The sequence below is a fragment of the Ancylobacter sp. genome (assembly GCF_965249975.1).
Lineage (GTDB): Bacteria > Pseudomonadota > Alphaproteobacteria > Rhizobiales > Xanthobacteraceae > Ancylobacter.
In genome coordinates this window covers 162,334-178,516 of sequence record NZ_CBDFNE010000003.1, presented here as the reverse complement: position 1 = coordinate 178,516, position 16,183 = coordinate 162,334, and the positions used below count along the sequence as shown (strand labels likewise).

15 protein-coding genes and 1 pseudogene are annotated in these 16,183 nt (G+C 66.9%); 12 read left to right on the top strand and 4 right to left on the bottom strand.

All coding sequences use genetic code 11. The features are described 5' to 3' along the window. Positions 1 to 119: 119 nt before the first annotated feature. The gene (gene epmA / locus ACP2AH_RS00960) at positions 120 to 1,163 is read left to right on the top strand and encodes an EF-P lysine aminoacylase EpmA (protein WP_425104116.1); all 1,044 of its coding nucleotides are present in this window, start codon (positions 120 to 122) and stop codon (positions 1,161 to 1,163) included. 4 nt (positions 1,164 to 1,167) lie between these two features. Here epmA and ACP2AH_RS00955 read toward each other — a convergent pair whose 3' ends face one another. Both ACP2AH_RS00955 and ACP2AH_RS00950 read right to left on the bottom strand, forming a co-directional pair. After that, entirely contained in the window at positions 1,168 to 1,839 is a 672-nt protein-coding gene (locus ACP2AH_RS00955) for a uracil-DNA glycosylase (RefSeq protein ID WP_425104115.1), read from the bottom strand. Positions 1,840 to 1,844: 5 nt separating this feature from the next. Continuing rightward, positions 1,845 to 2,462, bottom strand: coding sequence for an NYN domain-containing protein (locus ACP2AH_RS00950; RefSeq protein ID WP_421697698.1), 618 nt, complete (start codon positions 2,460 to 2,462; stop codon positions 1,845 to 1,847). Positions 2,463 to 2,707: 245 nt separating this feature from the next. On the opposite strand from ACP2AH_RS00950, the gene rpoZ reads away from it, so the two are divergent. The 11 genes from rpoZ to parC all read left to right on the top strand — a co-directional run bounded on the left by rpoZ (position 2,708) and on the right by parC (position 13,155). Beyond that, positions 2,708 to 3,094 (top strand): DNA-directed RNA polymerase subunit omega, encoded by a 387-nt coding sequence (gene rpoZ / locus ACP2AH_RS00945; protein ID WP_425104114.1) that lies wholly within the window; start codon positions 2,708 to 2,710, stop codon positions 3,092 to 3,094. A 168-nt stretch (positions 3,095 to 3,262) separates the two neighbouring features. Further along, positions 3,263 to 5,464, top strand: coding sequence for a RelA/SpoT family protein (locus tag ACP2AH_RS00940; RefSeq protein WP_425104113.1), 2,202 nt, complete (start codon positions 3,263 to 3,265; stop codon positions 5,462 to 5,464). 66 nt (positions 5,465 to 5,530) lie between these two features. Further along, positions 5,531 to 5,719 (top strand): CsbD family protein, encoded by a 189-nt coding sequence (locus ACP2AH_RS00935; RefSeq protein ID WP_425104112.1) that lies wholly within the window; start codon positions 5,531 to 5,533, stop codon positions 5,717 to 5,719. A gap of 78 nt (positions 5,720 to 5,797) precedes the next feature. Continuing rightward, positions 5,798 to 6,391, top strand: a complete 594-nt coding sequence (gene pyrE / locus ACP2AH_RS00930; protein WP_425104111.1) for an orotate phosphoribosyltransferase — start codon at positions 5,798 to 5,800, stop codon at positions 6,389 to 6,391. Beyond that, complete coding sequence (locus ACP2AH_RS00925) at positions 6,388 to 7,164, top strand: pyridoxine 5'-phosphate synthase (protein ID WP_425104110.1); 777 nt, start codon at positions 6,388 to 6,390, stop codon at positions 7,162 to 7,164. Before pyrE ends, ACP2AH_RS00925 begins: the two co-directional genes overlap by 4 nt. 13 nt (positions 7,165 to 7,177) lie before the next feature. Continuing rightward, entirely contained in the window at positions 7,178 to 7,588 is a 411-nt protein-coding gene (gene acpS / locus ACP2AH_RS00920) for a holo-ACP synthase (RefSeq protein ID WP_244376715.1), read from the top strand. A gap of 133 nt (positions 7,589 to 7,721) precedes the next feature. Beyond that, positions 7,722 to 8,477 carry a signal peptidase I gene (lepB, locus tag ACP2AH_RS00915; RefSeq protein WP_421697702.1) on the top strand — a complete coding sequence of 252 codons (756 nt, stop codon included), beginning with the start codon at positions 7,722 to 7,724 and terminating at the stop codon, positions 8,475 to 8,477. Beyond that, entirely contained in the window at positions 8,474 to 9,193 is a 720-nt protein-coding gene (gene rnc, locus ACP2AH_RS00910) for a ribonuclease III (protein ID WP_425104109.1), read from the top strand. The genes lepB and rnc overlap by 4 nt, the downstream gene beginning before the upstream one ends. After that, a complete protein-coding gene (gene era, locus ACP2AH_RS00905; RefSeq protein WP_425104108.1) occupies positions 9,190 to 10,125 on the top strand; it encodes a GTPase Era in 936 nt (311 codons plus the stop codon). The genes rnc and era overlap by 4 nt, the downstream gene beginning before the upstream one ends. Positions 10,126 to 10,134: 9 nt before the next feature. Beyond that, on the top strand, positions 10,135 to 10,863 hold the full coding sequence (recO, locus tag ACP2AH_RS00900) for a DNA repair protein RecO (protein ID WP_425104107.1): 729 nt from the start codon (positions 10,135 to 10,137) through the stop codon (positions 10,861 to 10,863). Between the two features lie 57 nt (positions 10,864 to 10,920). Further along, a complete protein-coding gene (gene parC / locus ACP2AH_RS00895) occupies positions 10,921 to 13,155 on the top strand; it encodes a DNA topoisomerase IV subunit A (protein WP_425104106.1) in 2,235 nt (744 codons plus the stop codon). A gap of 103 nt (positions 13,156 to 13,258) precedes the next feature. Here the strand turns inward: parC and ACP2AH_RS00890 are convergent. Together ACP2AH_RS00890 and ACP2AH_RS00885 are read right to left on the bottom strand one after the other, a co-directional pair. Continuing rightward, positions 13,259 to 15,275, bottom strand: a pseudogene (locus ACP2AH_RS00890) (PhoX family protein). 125 nt (positions 15,276 to 15,400) lie between these two features. Further along, positions 15,401 to 16,150, bottom strand: a complete 750-nt coding sequence (locus ACP2AH_RS00885) for an arginyltransferase (RefSeq protein ID WP_425104105.1) — start codon at positions 16,148 to 16,150, stop codon at positions 15,401 to 15,403. Positions 16,151 to 16,183: the final 33 nt, after the last annotated feature.

Sequence of the window (16,183 nt, the reverse complement as noted above, 5' to 3'; positions counted from 1 at the left end):
GCTGTTGGGTGCGCCGCCTCGCGCGGGGCACCGCTGGGATTCCGTTGGCGCCTCCTATACAAGCGCGCCCGTCTTCCGCCAACCCCGCCGCAGGCGCATCCGCGCGCCGGAGAGTCGTCATGTCCGTTGCCGCTTCCCCCTGGTGGTCTCCCGCGCGCCATGCCGACCGACGCCCCCTCCTTCTCGTTCGCCAGCGGCTGAAGGGGGCGCTGCGCGGCTTCTTCGCGGCGCGAGACTTCATCGAGGTGGAAACGCCGATCCTGCAGGTGTCGCCGGGAAACGAGACGCATCTCAAGGCCTTCGCTACCGAGTTGGAGCGCCCAGATGGGGAGCGCGCGCCGCGCTATCTCCACACCTCGCCGGAATTCACCGCCAAGAAGCTGCTGGCGGCGGGCGAGGCGCGGCTGTTCACCTTCGCCCGCGTCTTCCGCAATGGCGAGCGCACGGCGCTGCACCATCCCGAGTTCACGATGCTGGAATGGTACCGCGCCCGGGAGACCTATGAGGCGCTTATGGCCGATTGCGCCGCGCTGCTGGCACTGGCGGCGGAGACCGCCGGGACCGACGCTTTCCAGTACGGCGGCAAAGCCTGCGACGTTACCCACGAGCCGGAACGGCTGACCGTGGCGGAGGCGTTCGACCGTTTCGCCGGTATCGACCTCATGGCGACGGTGGACGTGGAGGCGAATGACCGCGACGCGCTGTGGCACGCGGTGCGGGATTCGGGCATCCGCGTCGCGGCGGATGACACATGGGCGGATGTCTTCACCCGCGTCATGGTTGAGAAGATCGAACCGCATCTCGGCGTCGGCCGGCCGACCATCCTGTGCGAGTACCCGATTTCGGAAGCCGCGCTGGCGCAGCCGAAGCCGAGCGACCCGCGCGTCGCGGAGCGCTTCGAGCTTTATGTCTCTGCGGTCGAACTCGCCAACGCCTTCGGCGAGCTTACGGATGCCGGCGAACAGCGGCGCCGTTTCGTCCAGTGGATGGATGAGAAGGAGCGGCTTTACGGCGAGCGCTACCCGATCGACGAGGATTTCCTCGCCGCTCTGGCGCAGATGCCGGAAGCCTCGGGCATCGCGCTCGGCTTCGACCGACTGGCAATGCTGGCGTCCGGCGCGCGGCGGGTCGAGGATGTGCTGTGGGCGCCGGTCGCTCCCTGACCGGTCAGCCCAGCGTGTCGATATGCGCCCGCACCTTGGCGAAGACGGCGTGGAACATCTCCGTCGTCAGCACGCCGGTGTTCGTGTTGTAGCGAGAGCAGTGATAGCTGTCGAAGAGCACAAGATCGCCCAGCCGGTGGACGGCGCCATGGGCGAATTTGTGGTGCGACAAGCGCTCGCCATGCGCCGCCAGCACCTGGTCATGGGCGATCTTGCCCAGCGCGACGATGGCGCTGAGGCTCGGCAGCGGCCCGATGGTGGCGGAGAAGAACGGGCGGCAGGTGCGGATCTCGTCGGTGGTCGGCTTGTTCTCCGGCGGCACGCAACGCACGGCATTGGTGAGGCGCGCATCCACCAATCTCAGCGAATCGTCCGGCCGGGCCTCGAAAGTGCCGATGGCGAAGCCGAACTTGATCAGCGTCGAATACAGCAACTCGCCGGCATAATCGCCGGTGAACGGGCGGCCCGTGCGATTTGCCCCACGCAGCCCCGGCGCCAGTCCGACAATGAGCAGGCGCCCATCCTCCGGCCCGAAGGAGGGCACCGGCGCGTTGTGCCAACCGGGCTCCTGCGCGCGCCAATGGTCGCGAAAGGCGACGAGGCGCGGGCAGAGCGGGCAGTCGCGCGGCGGCTCCGGCACCGCCATTGCCGGCGAAGCGTCGAGAACGGCGCCCATCGGCGTCAGGAATCCGCTGCGTCGTCATCCGGGGCGGGCGCGGGCGCGCGGCGTTCCAGAAAGCGCGGCGTCTCCTGCATGCGGCCGGAGCGGTCCGCCGGGTCGCGGCCAACCTTGGCCTGCAGGTCCACGAGATCGAGGAACACGTCGGCCTGACGGCGCAACTCGTCGGCGATCATCGGCGGCTGGGTATGGATGCTGGACACCACCGTCACCCGCACCCCCTTGCGCTGAACCGCCTCCACCAGCGAGCGGAAATCGCCGTCGCCGGAGAACAGGACGATATGGTCGACATGATCCGCGAGCTCCATGGCGGCGACCGCCAGCTCGATATCCATATTGCCGCGCACCCGGCGCCGACCCTGGCTGTCAGTGAACTCCCGCGCCGGCTTGGTGACGACCGAGTAGCCATTATAGTCGAGCCAGTCGAGCAGCGGACGGATCGAGGAATATTCCGTGTCTTCGACGAGCGTGGTGTAATAGAAGGCGCGCAGAACATAGCCGCGCCCCTGAAACTCCTTCAAAAGCCGCTTATAGTCGATATCGAAACCGAGAGACTTGGTGGCGGAGTACAGATTTGCCCCGTCAATGAAGAGGGCGATCTTTTCCATGCCGTTGACCATAATGAGAAAATACCCGGACTGATAAATGTGCGATGACCCCCGCCGGCACGCGCCGATGCCGGGAACCGTCCACTCCATAGACATAACCGATTTATGGCGGCGGCGAGACGACGGCGGCGCTTGTCCGCCAATTTTGATCGAGGGAAGGTGAGGGCAGGGCGGTGCGTGCGGGCCGCGAGCGCTTGCCCCTTCGGCCGGATTGGTTTAAGGACGCCGCTTCCTTTTCCCGTCAGGAGTGCCGAAGCATGGCTCGCGTCACCGTCGAGGACTGCATCGACAAGGTCGACAATCGCTTCGAGCTGGTCCTTCTTGCCGGCCATCGGGCGCGCGCCATCGCGTCCGGCGCGCCGATCACGGTTGACCGTGACAATGACAAGAACCCGGTCGTTGCCCTGCGCGAGATCGCCGACGAAACCGTCTCGCCGGAGGATCTGCGCGAGGAACTGATCCACTCGCTCCAGAAGTTCACCGAGGTGGACGAGCCGGAGCCCGAGACCGTTCCGATGATCGCGTCCCATTCGTCGAGCGGCGACGATTCCGATGTCATGCTCGATCGCATGACCGAGGAAGAGCTGCTCGCCGGCCTGCAGGGTCTGGTGCCGCCGGAGCCGAGCGACGACGACGAAGGCTGATACGGCGTTCGGGCGATCGCCCTTTTTCCATGGTGACGGCCCGGCCCTCCGCCGGGCCGTTTCCGTTTTGCCTGCCATTTCCGCGACATGCGGCTTGCGCTGGCCGGCCTTGCGGATGATATCTAGCAGAGCGGCCGCCCCGGCCGATCCTTCTCGCGAGTCCCTGTCATGATGCGGCAGTACGAGCTCGTCGAGCGCGTACGCCGGTACAATCCCAATACCGACGAAGCGCTGCTTGACCGCGCTTACGTCTATGCGATGCGCGCCCACGGCACGCAGAAGCGCGCCTCCGGCGATCCCTATTTTTCGCACCCGCTCGAAGTCGCCGCCATCCTGACCGACCTCAAGCTCGACGACGCCACCATCGTGGCGGCGCTGCTGCACGACACGATCGAGGATACCGACGCCACCCGCGACGAGATCGACAAGATCTTCGGCCAGCAGATCGGCGCCTTGGTCGAGGGCCTGACCAAGATCAAGAAGCTGGACCTTGTGTCCAAGCAGGCGAAGCAGGCGGAGAATCTGCGCAAGCTGCTGCTCGCCATCGCCGACGATGTGCGGGTGCTGCTGGTCAAGCTCGCCGACCGCCTGCACAATATGCGCACGCTCAAATGGGTGCCGGAGGAAAAACGCTCCCGCGTCGCGCAGGAGACGCTGGACATCTATGCGCCGCTCGCAGGGCGGATGGGCATGCACGACATGCGCGAGGAGCTGGAGGACCTCTCCTTCCGCCAGCTCTCGCCGGAGGCCTATGATTCGATCCTCGGCCGACTGCAGGCGCTGAAGGAGAGCAATGGCGAACTGGTGGCCTCCATTGAGCGGGAGCTTTCCGACGCCATCGCCCAGAAGGGCATCGGCGCGCTCGTCACCGGCCGGCAGAAGCGCCCGCACTCCATCTGGCGGAAGATGGAGCGCAAGTCGGTGGCCTTCGAGCAGCTGTCCGACATTTACGGCTTTCGCATCATCGTCGAGACGGTGGAGGAGTGCTACGCCGCGCTCGGCGTGGTTCACACCAAGTGGCCGCTCGTGCCGGGGCGGTTCAAGGACTATGTCTCGACCCCGAAGCAGAACGATTACCGCTCCATTCACACCACCGTCGTCGGGCCCGGCCGCCAGCGCGTCGAGCTGCAGATCCGCACCCGGCAAATGCACGAGATCGCCGAATACGGCATCGCCGCGCACGCGCTCTACAAGGATACGGGCGGCTCGGACCCGCTGACGCGCGAATCCAACGCCTATGCCTGGCTGCGCCGCACCATCGAGCTGCTGGCGGAGGGCTCGAGCCCCGAAGAGTTCCTGGAGCACACCAAGCTCGAACTGTTCCACGACCAGGTGTTCTGCTTCACCCCCAAGGGGCGGCTGATCACCCTGCCGCGCCGCGCCACCCCGATCGACTTCGCCTATGCCGTGCATACCGGCGTCGGCGACCGGGCGGTGGGGGCGAAGATCAACGGCAAGATTTCGCCGCTGGTCTCCGAACTGCAGAATGGCGACGAGGTGGAGATCATCACCGCCGCCGGGCAGACGCCGCCGGCGGCCTGGGAATCCATCGTCGTCACCGGCAAGGCGCGCGCCGCGATCCGCCGCGCCACCCGCGCCGCCGTGCGGGCGCAATATGCCGGGCTCGGCAAGAAGATCGTCGAGCGCGCCATTGTGCGGGCCGGCAAGGTGTTCTCCGAGGAGAAGCTCGCCGCCTCGGTCGGCCGTCTCGCCCGCGCCTCACTGGAGGATGTCTATGCCGCCGTCGGGCGCGGCGAGATGCGTTCCGACGACGTGGTCAAGGCGGTGCACCCGGAATGGACCGGCCCGCGTCCCGAAGAACGCGCGGCGCTGAAGGGCGAGGGCTGGTTCGAGCTGGAGAAGGGGCAGAGCCTCAAATTCAAGATCCCCGGCATCGAGAGCGATCCCGACCCGCAGACCGCCATTCCCATTCGTGGCATCAACCGCGAATTGCCGGTGCGTTTCGCGCCCAATGGTGGCGCCGTTCCGGGCGACCGCATCGTCGGCATCCTCTCGCCGGGCGAGGGGATCACCATCTACCCCATCCAGTCGCCCGCGTTGCAGGATTTCGAGGAGGAGCCGGAGCGTTGGCTCGATGTGCGCTGGGATGTGGAGGAAGACGACCCGCAGCGCTTTCCGGTGCAGATTGTCGTCGTCGCCACCAATGAGCCGGGCTCGCTGGCGCAGATCGCCCAGGTGATCGGCGAGCGCGACGGCAATATCGAGAATCTGCGCATGTCCTCGCGCTCGGCCGATTTCACCCGGATGGTGATCGACATCGGCGTCTACGACCTGCGTCATCTCAACGGCATTCTCAGCGATCTGCGCGCCCGCCCTGTCGTGTCGAGCGTCGAACGAGTGAACGGCTGATAAGGAACCGTTAACCCTGATCGGCGTTTCCTCGGCAGTCCCACGACGCCATTGCAGGAGACACCGATGACCGAACAGATTCAGGCCAATGTCCGTATCGTTTCGGGTGCCGCCAAGGCGTTCTGGGGGCGGCTGGCCGGCGATGCGCACCGCGTCGCCAGCGCCCGTGTCGAACAGCTTGCCGGCGAGGCGGCGCTGGCCTGTGCAAAAGCCCGCAGCCGCGCGCTGCGCGAGGGATCGGTCGCCAGGGCCTGAGACGTGACGGACGGGTGACGCGGCCGGCCTTATGGGCTATCACGCCACCCATTCCGTAACCTGCTCCGGGCTTTCGCGATGACACAAGACGAGGTGGTGGCCGAGTTCCGTGCGGCGGGGGCGCTGCTGGAAGGGCATTTCATTCTCTCCTCCGGCCTGCGCAGCCCGGTCTTCCTGCAGAAGATGTTCATCTTCCAGGACCCCGTCCGGACGGCGCGCCTGTGCAAGGCGCTGGCAGAGAAGTCCGAAGCCGCGTTCGGCAAGATCGATTATGTGGTCTCGCCCGCCGTCGGCGGCATCGTTCCCGGTTATGAGACGGCCCGACAGCTCGGCGCCATGGCCGTCTTCGTGGAGCGCGAAGGCGGCACCTTCCAGCTGCGCCGCGGCTTCACCATTCCGCCCGAGGCCAAGGTGCTGATGGTGGAAGACATCATCACGACCGGCCTGTCCTCCCGCGAATGCCTCGCGGCCATCGCTGAGCACACGTCCAATGTCGTCGGCGCCGCCTGCCTCATCGACCGTTCCAACGGCAAGGCGGATCTCGGCGTGCCGCTGGTGGCGCTGGCGAAACTCGATATTCCCGCCTATCCCGCCGATGCGCTCCCGCCCGAGCTGGCGGCGCTGCCGGCGGTGAAGCCGGGTTCGCGCGGCATTCAGGGGGTGAAGGCGTGACCCCCCTCGTTCCCCCCATCCGCCTCGGCGTGAATGTCGACCACGTCGCCACCATCCGCAATGCGCGCGGCGGCGACCTGCCGGACCCCGTGCGCGCCGCCCAGCTGGCCTGCGCCGCCGGGGCCGACGGCATCACCGCGCATCTGCGCGAGGACCGCCGCCATATCCGCGACAGCGATATGCGGCGTCTGCGCGACCAGCTCACAGTGCCGCTGAACTTCGAGATGGCGGCGACCGACGAGATGGTCGCGATAGCGCTGGAACAGCGCCCGCATGCCGCCTGCCTTGTGCCGGAGCGGCGCGAGGAGCGCACCACCGAAGGCGGCCTCGACGTCATTGGCGGCGGCATCGATCTCGCCCACAAGGTGGAAAAGCTCGGCGCGGCCGGCATTCGCGTCTCGCTGTTCGTGGCGCCGGACGCCGAGCAGATCGCGCGCGCCGCCGATATCGGCGCGGCGGTGATTGAGCTTCACACCGGCGCCTGGTGCGAATTCCTTGCCGCCGGCGAGACCGACAAGGCCGAGGCCGAACTGGCGCGGCTGATCGCTGCGGCGGGGCAGGGCAGCGCGCTGGGGCTGGAAATTCACGCCGGCCACGGGCTCGACTTCGCCACGGCGGAAGTGATGGCGGCTGTCGAGCCAATCCGCGAACTCAATATCGGCCATTTCCTCATCGGCGAATCCATCTTCATCGGGTTGGAGGGGGCCGTGCGCCAGATGCGCACAGCCATGGCGCGCGGGCGGGCCCGTATCGGGGCGCCGCAGGCGGCGTGAGGGAGAGCAGGGCGTGATCCTCGGCATCGGCTCGGATATCACCGACGTGCGGCGCGTGGCCGAAGTGCTGGAGCGGCACGGCGAGCGCTTCCTCGACCGGGTGTTTACCCCGGTGGAGCGCGCCAAGTCGGATCGCCGCGCCCGTCGGGCCGAGAGCTACGCCAAGCGCTTCGCCGCCAAGGAGGCCTGCGCCAAGGCGCTCGGCACCGGATTGGCGCAGGGTGTGTTCTGGCGCGACATGGGCGTGGTCAACCTGCCCTCCGGCCGGCCGACCATGAACCTCACCGGCGGCGCCAAGGCGCGCCTCGACGCCATGACGCCCGCCGGCCATGAGGCGCGCATCGACCTGACCATCACCGATGACGGCCCGCTGGCGCAGGCCTTCGTCATCATCAGCGCGGTGCCGATCTCCAGCGGCGGATAAGCCGCCCTGCCGGCGCGTCACCTCGTGCGATCGTGAGCGGGGCGCGTTGCCGCCGCTGGTTTGAGCGGCTATAGGAGCCGCACGGCCGCCTTGCGCGGCGCATGCCGTGCCGCTGAGCGCACCGGAAGGCAACATGACGTCCACCACCGAACCGAAGAAGCAGGAAGGCGGCCTCGGCGAAACCGTGAAGGTCATCCTTCAGGCGTTTCTGATCGCCCTGCTGATCCGCACCTTTCTGTTTCAGCCCTTCAACATCCCCTCCGGGTCCATGAAGGAGACGCTGCTGGTCGGCGATTATCTCTTCGTCTCCAAATACAGCTATGGCTATAGCCGCTTCTCCCTGCCGCTGTCGCCGCCGCTGTTCGACGGGCGCATTCTCGGTTCCACGCCCAATCGCGGCGATGTGGTGGTGTTCAAGCTGCCGCGCGATGAGAGCACCGATTACATCAAGCGGGTGATCGGCCTGCCCGGCGACGAAATCCAGATGATCGGCGGGCTGCTGCACATCAACGGCGTGCCGGTGAAGCGCGAGGATGCCGGCTACTGGATGGACGACGAGGGCAATGGCCGGGTGGAGCGCGTGAAGCGCTGGACCGAAACGCTGCCCAATGGCGTGAGCTACTACACGCTCGATCTCGTCGAAAACGGCTTCTACGACAATACCGATGTCTACAAGGTACCGCCCGGCCATTATTTCATGATGGGCGACAACCGCGACAATTCCACCGACAGCCGGGTGCTGAGCCAGGTCGGCTATGTGCCCTATGAGAACCTGATCGGCCGCGCGCAGATCATCTTCTTCTCGGTGAAGGAAGGCGACGCGGCCTGGCAGTTCTGGAAGTGGCCGTGGACGGTGCGTTGGGACCGTCTGTTCTCCTTCGTGCGATGACGCGCGGCAAGAACCGCGTCGCCGACGACGCCGGCCTGGAGGCGCTGGAAGCGGCGCTCGGCCATGTCTTCGCCGACCGCGCGCATCTGCGGCTCGCGCTCACCCATATCAGCGCCGTCACCGGCGTGCAGGGTTCGAAGGCGCGGGTGCGCTCCTATCAGCGGCTTGAATTCCTCGGCGACCACGTGCTGGGGCTGATCGTCTCCGACATGCTCTACCGCGCTTTCCCGCAGGCGGAGGAGGGCGAGCTGTCGCGCCGCCTGGCCGATCTCGTCTGTGAGGACGCCTGTGCCGAGGTGGCGCTCGCCATGGAGCTCGGTCCGCATCTGCGGCTCGGCGCCGGCGAGGATCGCTCCGGTGGGCGCGAACGCCCCGCCATCCTTGCCGATGTGGTGGAGGCGGTGCTGGCGGCGGTGTATCTCGACGCCGGCTTCGCCGCGGCGGAAGCGATGGTGGAGCGCTTCTGGCGCATCCGGCTTTCCACGCCCGGCAGTTCCGCCCGCGACCCCAAGACCGCCTTGCAGGAATGGGCGCAGGGGCGGGGCCTGCCACCGCCGCATTATCGGCTGGTCGAGCGTTCCGGGCCCGACCATAATCCCGAATTCCGCATTGCCGTCGACGTGCCGGGCTTCGAGCCGGTCGAGGCGACCGGCTCCTCCAAGCAGAACGCTCAGAAGACCGCCGCTGCGGCGTTTCTCCAACGGGTCACACCATGAACGACACCATCGAAGAAACACCCGACGCGATGGCCGAGACCACACGCTGTGGCTTCGTCGCGCTTATCGGCACGCCCAACGCCGGCAAATCGACGCTGACCAACGCGCTGGTGGGCACCAAAGTGTCCATCGTCTCGCACAAGGTGCAGACCACCCGCGCGCTGGTGCGCGGCATCGCGATCGAAGGCGCGACGCAGATCGTGCTGGTGGACACGCCCGGCATCTTCGCGCCGAAGCGTCGGCTGGAAAAGGCGATGGTGCGCTCCGCCTGGAGCGGGGCGGGCGATGCCGACGCCGTGGTGCTGCTGATCGACGCTCGCGCCGGGTTGACCGAGGACGTGCAGGCGATCATTCGCGGGCTGGCCGATGTGAAGCGTCCGCGCGCGATCCTGCTCAACAAGATCGACCTGGTGAAGCGCGAGAGCCTGCTCGAACTCGCCGCCAAGGTCGCCGAACTCATCAGCTTCGACCGGCTGTTCATGGTCTCGGCGCTGGCCGGCGACGGGCTGAAGGAACTGCGCCAATGGCTGGCGCAGCTGCTTCCGCTCGGCCCCTGGCTCTATCCGGAAGACCAGATTTCCGACGCGCCGATGCGTTCGCTCGCGGCCGAGATCACCCGCGAGAAGCTTTTTCACCGGCTGCATGAGGAACTGCCTTACCGCTCCACGGTCGAGACGGACTCCTGGCAGGAGCGAAAGGACGGCTCGGTACGCATCGAGCAGACCATTTTCGTTGAGCGCGAAAGCCAGCGGAAGATCGTGCTCGGAAAGTCGGGCGAGACCATCAAGGCCATCTCCATGGCGGCGCGCAAGGAACTGACCGAGATCGTCGAGGCCCCGGTTCACCTGTTCCTGTTCGTCAAGGTGCGCGAGAACTGGGCGGACGACCCCGCCCGCTACCGCGAGATGGGGCTGGAATTCCCGCAGGAGTGAGGCCGCCCGATGGAGTGGTCCGACGAGGGCATCATTCTCGGCGTGCGGCGGCACGGCGAGGCCAATGCCATCGTCGAATTGATGACCGCCGCGCATGGCCGCCATCTCGGCCTGGTGCGCGGCGGCGGCTCGCGCCGTCAGGCGGCGGCGCTGCAGCCGGGCAATGAGGTGCGCGCGAACTGGCACGCGCGGCTCGACGAACATCTCGGCACCTTCGCGCTGGAAGTGACCGCCGCCCATGCCGGACGGCTTATGGCCAGCGCTCATTCCGCCTTCGCGCTCAGCCACATTGGCAGTCTTGTTCGCCTGCTGCCCGAGCGCGATCCGCACCCGGCGCTGCACGCCATGCTTGCCACCATGGTCGCCCATCTCGACCATGAACGGCTGACCGGCATGATGATCGCGCGCTTCGAGCTGACCATGCTGGCCGAACTCGGCTTCGGCCTCGATCTTGAGCGCTGCGCCGCCACGGGCGGACGCAACGACCTGCTCTATGTCTCGCCGAAATCCGGCCGCGCGGTGAGCCGGGACGCCGGCGCGCCCTGGCAGGCGCAGCTGTTCACCTTGCCCTATTTCCTCATCGCCGAGGTCGCCGAGCCGCCGCTGGCGGAGGACGTCGAGGCAGCTTTCGCGCTGACGGGTCATTTCCTCGCCCGCCGTGTGTTCGATCCGCGCGGCCTGCCCCTGCCCGATGCCCGCGCCTCGCTGCTCGCGGCGCTGAAACGGCCCGGTGGATAGCTTTGCGGCCGCGCGTTCGCGTCTTGTTCCGCCGTGCGCTTCGCTGTAGCAAGGGGCATGGGTGAGCCACCGATTCCGACCGATGATGGCACGATCGAGCCGATCGGGCTGAAGGCGGCGCTTGAAGAGCGCTACCTCGCCTATGCGCTGTCCACTATCATGCACCGCGCCCTGCCGGATGCGCGCGACGGGCTGAAGCCCGTGCATCGCCGCATTCTCTACGGCATGCGCCTGTTGCGGCTCGACCCCGGCGGCGGCTTCCGCAAGAGCGCGAAGATCGTCGGTGACGTGATGGGTTCGTTCCACCCGCACGGCAACGCGGCGATCTATGACGCCATGGTGCGCCTCGCCCAGGATTTCTCCCAGCGTTACCCGCTGGTCGACGGGCAGGGCAATTTCGGCAATATTGACGGCGATAACGCCGCCGCCGAGCGCTACACCGAGGCTCGCCTCACCGAGGTGGCGCGGCTGATCCTCGACGGCATCGATGAGGACGCGGTCGATTTCCGCCCGAACTATGACGGCACGACGGAAGAACCCGTCGTCATGCCGGGCGCCTTCCCCAATCTGCTGGCCAACGGCTCCACCGGCATCGCTGTGGGCATGGCGACCTCGATCCCGCCGCACAATGCGGCCGAATTGATCGACGCCAGCCTGCACCTGATCGAGAACCCGAACGCCACCACGGACGACCTGCTGAAATTCGTCCAGGGGCCGGATTTTCCCACCGGCGGCGTCATCATCGAATCGCCGTCCTCCATGGCCGACGCCTACGCCACCGGGCGCGGCGGCTTCCGGCTGCGGGCGCGCTGGGAGAAGGAGGAGACCGGGCGCGGCACCTATGTCGTCGTCGTCACCGAGATTCCCTATGGCGTGCCGAAATCGCGCCTCGTGGAGAAGATCGCCGACCTGCTGAACGAGAAGAAGCTGCCGCTTCTCGCCGATGTGCGCGACGAGAGCGCCGAGGATGTGCGCCTCGTGCTGGAGCCGCGCGCGCGACATGTCGACGCCGAACTGCTGATGGAAAGCCTGTTCCGCGTCACCGAGCTGGAGACGCGCTTTCCGCTCAACATGAACGTGCTGGTCGGCGGGCAAGTGCCGAAGGTGGTGAGTCTCCTGGAGGCGCTGCGCGAATGGGTCGACCATCGCCGCGAGGTGCTGCTGCGCCGCTCCCGCCACCGCCTCGCGGAGATCGAGCACCGGCTGGAAGTGCTGGGCGGCTACCTCATCGCCTATCTCAATCTCGACGAGGTGATCCGCATCATCCGCGAGGAGGATGAGCCCAAGCCCGCGCTGATGGCCCGGTTCGGGCTGACCGATGTGCAGGCCGAAGCCATCCTCAACATGCGCCTGCGCTCCTTGCGCAAGCTCGAAGAATTCGAGATCCGCAAGGAACATGACGCCCTCTCCAAGGAGAAGGACGGGCTGGAGAAATTGCTCGGCTCGGAGACGCGCCAGTGGAAGGCCGTCGCCGGCCAGCTGGCGGAGACGCGCAAGCGCTTCGCGCCCGACACCCCGCTCGGACGCCGCCGCACCACCTTCGGCGAGGCGTCCGCCCACAAGGCGGACGCGGTGATCGAGGCGTTGGTGGAGCGCGAGCCGATCACCGTCGTGGTGTCGCAAAAGGGATGGATCCGCGCGCTGAAGGGGCACGTCGCCGATCTCTCCTCGCTTGTGTTCAAAGGCGACGACCGGCTGAAGATCAGCTTCTTCACCGAGACGACGGCGAAGCTCTTGGTGTTCGCCACCAATGGCCGCTTCTACACGCTGGACGCTTCGAAACTGCCAGGCGGGCGCGGCCATGGCGAACCGCTGCGGCTGTCCATCGAACTGGAGCAGGAGGCGGATATCCTCCACGTGCTGCCTTATGTCGGCGGGCGGCGCCTGCTGGTGGCGGCGAAGGAGGGGCGGGGCTTCCTCGTGTCCGAGGATGACTGCCTCGCCAATACCCGCAAGGGCAAGCAGGTGTTGGGCGTCGACGCGCAGGAGGCGGCCAAGGTCGTGGTGGCGACGGGCGACAGCGTCGCGGTCATCGGAGAGAACCGCAAGCTGCTGGTGTTCCCGCTGACCCAGATCCCGGAAATGACCCGCGGGCGCGGCGTGCGGCTGCAGCGCTACAAGGACGGCGCGATGAGCGACGTGAAGGTCTTCGCCGCCGCCGAGGGTCTCACCTGGACCGACACGTCCGGCCGCACCTGGACCGTGACCGATCTCACGGAATGGCGCGGCGAGCGCGCCGGCGCCGGCCGCCTGCCGCCCAAGGGTTTTCCGCGCAACAACAGGTTCGGCTGACGCGCGCGGGGAGCGGCACCCGCTCGTCAAACCCTGAAGAAGATGTGCGGAAAATGCCCTCTCCCTGTGGGGAGAGGGCTTGAGGCCTGCGGTAGGGCTCGGTTCACGAGCCGATGACGCCGCCATCCTTCTTGGTGATCACCACCACGGCCGGTCGCACCGGCATGTCGTCCTTGAAGTCCGGCCAGCGGGTGGAGAGGTCCTCATAATAGGACGGCCGGCCGAACGGCGCCCAGTCGGTACCGCCATCACCGGGGTGCTGCACGGCGACGAAGGCGGTGCGGTCGTCCGGGGTGAACAGCGGGCCGCACAGCTCGGCGCCCACGGGCACGCGGAAGAACAGCTTGGAGGTCGCGCGCGCACCGCCTTCCGTGTCCACCGCCCACAGACCATCCGTGCGGCCGGTGTCCTTGGGGCTATTGCCGTCGGTCGACACCCAGAGCCGGCCGGCGGAATCGACCGCGCAATTGTCCGGCATGCCGAACCAGCCATTGCGGGTGGTGTCGGTGGAGAAGGACGCGCCGACCGAGGCGACGGATGGGTCGCCGCATTTCAGCAGCACTTCCCAGCGGCCCTTGGTGGCGGCGAAATCGCCATCCGCCTCGGCGATCTCGATGATATGGCCGAAGGCGTTCTTGGCACGGGGATTGGCCGCGTCGACCTGCTCGTCCTTGCGACGGGTATTGTTGGTCAGCATCACATAGACCTTGCCGTTGACGCCGTTCGGCTGAACGTCTTCGGGGCGGTCCATCTTGGTGGCGCCGAGCAGATCGGCCGCGCGGCGTGTCTCGATCAGCACGTCCGCCTGGCGGGCGAAGCCGTTGGCGGCGGTCAGCGGGCCCTGGCCGAACACCAGCGGCATCCATTCCAGCGCGCCGTCGGCGTCGAACTTGGCAACATAGAGCGTGCCGGAATCCAGCAGGTCCATATTGGCGGCGCGATCATTCGGGTTGAACGTGCCTGCGGTGACGAATTTGTAGACATAGTCGAAGCGCTCATCGTCGCCGAGATAGAACACGACGCGGCCATCCCTGGCCACGATCGACTCGGCGCCTTCATGCTTGAAGCGGCCGAGGGCGGTGCGCTTCTTAGGAACGGAAGTGGGATCGTTCACATCGACTTCGACAATCCAGCCGAAGCGGTTCGGCTCATTCGGCTCCTTGGCGAGGTCGAAGCGGGGGTAGATGTTGCCCCACGCATAGGCGCCCTCCGGGACGCCATAGCGCTTGTAATTGGCGGCCTCCTTGTGGCCCTCGGGCAGCTTGCCGAGGAAGTAGCCGTGGAAGTTCTCCTCGGCCATCACATAGGTGCCCCAGGGCGTGACGCCGCCGGCGCAATTGTTCAGCGTGCCCAGCACTTTGGTGCCGGTCGGGTCTTCCGTCGTCTTCAACCGGTCGCTGCCAGCGGCCGGGCCGGTGACCTGCATCGGCGTCGTGGCGGTGATGCGGCGGTTGAGCGCGCCGTCGCGCCACCTGCCATTTGCCGTCGACCTTGCGGATTTCGACGACGGTGCCGCCATGCGCGGCCATTTCGATGTCGACGCGCGCCTTGTCCGCCGGCGCCACCTTCAGCTTGCCCTCCGTGACGCTGACGATGCCGGGGAACATGAGGTGCTCATTGGTGTATTCGTGATTCACCACCAGCAGGCCATGCGCGGACGAGCCGCCGAGCGGGATGAACCCGACATAGTCGTTATTGTAGCCGAACTGCCGGCGCTGGGCCTCGGCGGTCTGGTTCTTCGGGTCGAAGGCGGGGGAGCCCGGGAAAAGCGGGTCGCCCCAGCGCAGCAGCACCTCGGCGTCATAGCCTTCGGCGACATGATGGGTCTCGTCGACGCCGGCCTCGACCTCCACGAAGCGGAAGGCCGAGCCATTGGCGGCGGCGCCATCCGTGGCGGCCTGCGCCTTCTCGGCGGTCAGCAGCGCCGCCGGGCCGACGGTGGCGGCGATGGCGGAAACGGCCAGCGAACCTTTCAGGAGCCCGCGACGGGAGAAGCGGATCGAGATCAGCTCACCCATGGTCGGGTTGAGCGTCGGGTTACTGCCCGCGCCGTCAGCCTCTTCGAGAAGGCTGGTGCGGAAGGGGGATTCGTGTACGGGGTCGAGGGAGTTGTCGGTCATGGGGGGCTCCGGCAATCTGTCCCGCTCCGGGTTGGAAGCGTTCCAGACAGCTAGTTCCGCAACGTCACATTCCGATGACGCCGGCGCCGCGCCGGCATCGTTCTGTCATATGACAGCCGGGCGACCTACTCCTCCACCCGCAGCCAGCCGGAGGGGGCGAGGCGTTCCTGCGGCAGGAAGCGCCGCTTGTAGCTCATCTTGTCCGACCCCTCGACCCAATAGCCGAGATAGACGAAAGGCAACCCCATCGCCTTCGCCTTGGCGATGTGATCGAGGATCATATAGGTGCCGAGCGAGCGGCTGATTTCTTCGGGGTCGTAGAAGGAATAGACCATGGACAGGCCGTCCGCGAGCACGTCGGTCAGCGCCACCCCGTAGAGCGCGCCCTGGCCGCGCCCGCTGACCGCTGTTCCCGCCCCGTGGCGGCGATATTCGATCAGCCGGGTGCGGACATGGCTGTCCTCCACCATCATGGCGTAGTCCAGCACGGTCATATCGGCCATGCCGCCATCGGAGTGGCGGCTGTCGAGATAGCCGCGGAACAGCGAATATTGCTCGGCCGTGGGGATGGCGGCGCGGATGTCGCCGATGAGATCGGCATTGGCCTGGCGCACGCGGCGGAAACTGCGCGTCTCGCGGAAATCATCGACGCAGACGCGCACCGAGACGCAGGCGCGGCACTGCTCGCAGGCGGGACGATAGGCGATGGACTGGCTGCGCCGGAAGCCGCCATGGGTCAGCACGTCATTGAGCTGCGTGGCGCGCTCACCGACCAGATGCGTGAAGACCTTCCGCTCCAGCCGGCCCGGCAGATAGGGGCAGGGCGAGGGAGCGGTCAGGTAGAACTGCGGTGTGTTGCGCGAATGTTCGGTCACGGCGGGTTCACATTGCGAAGGCAGCAAGGATCG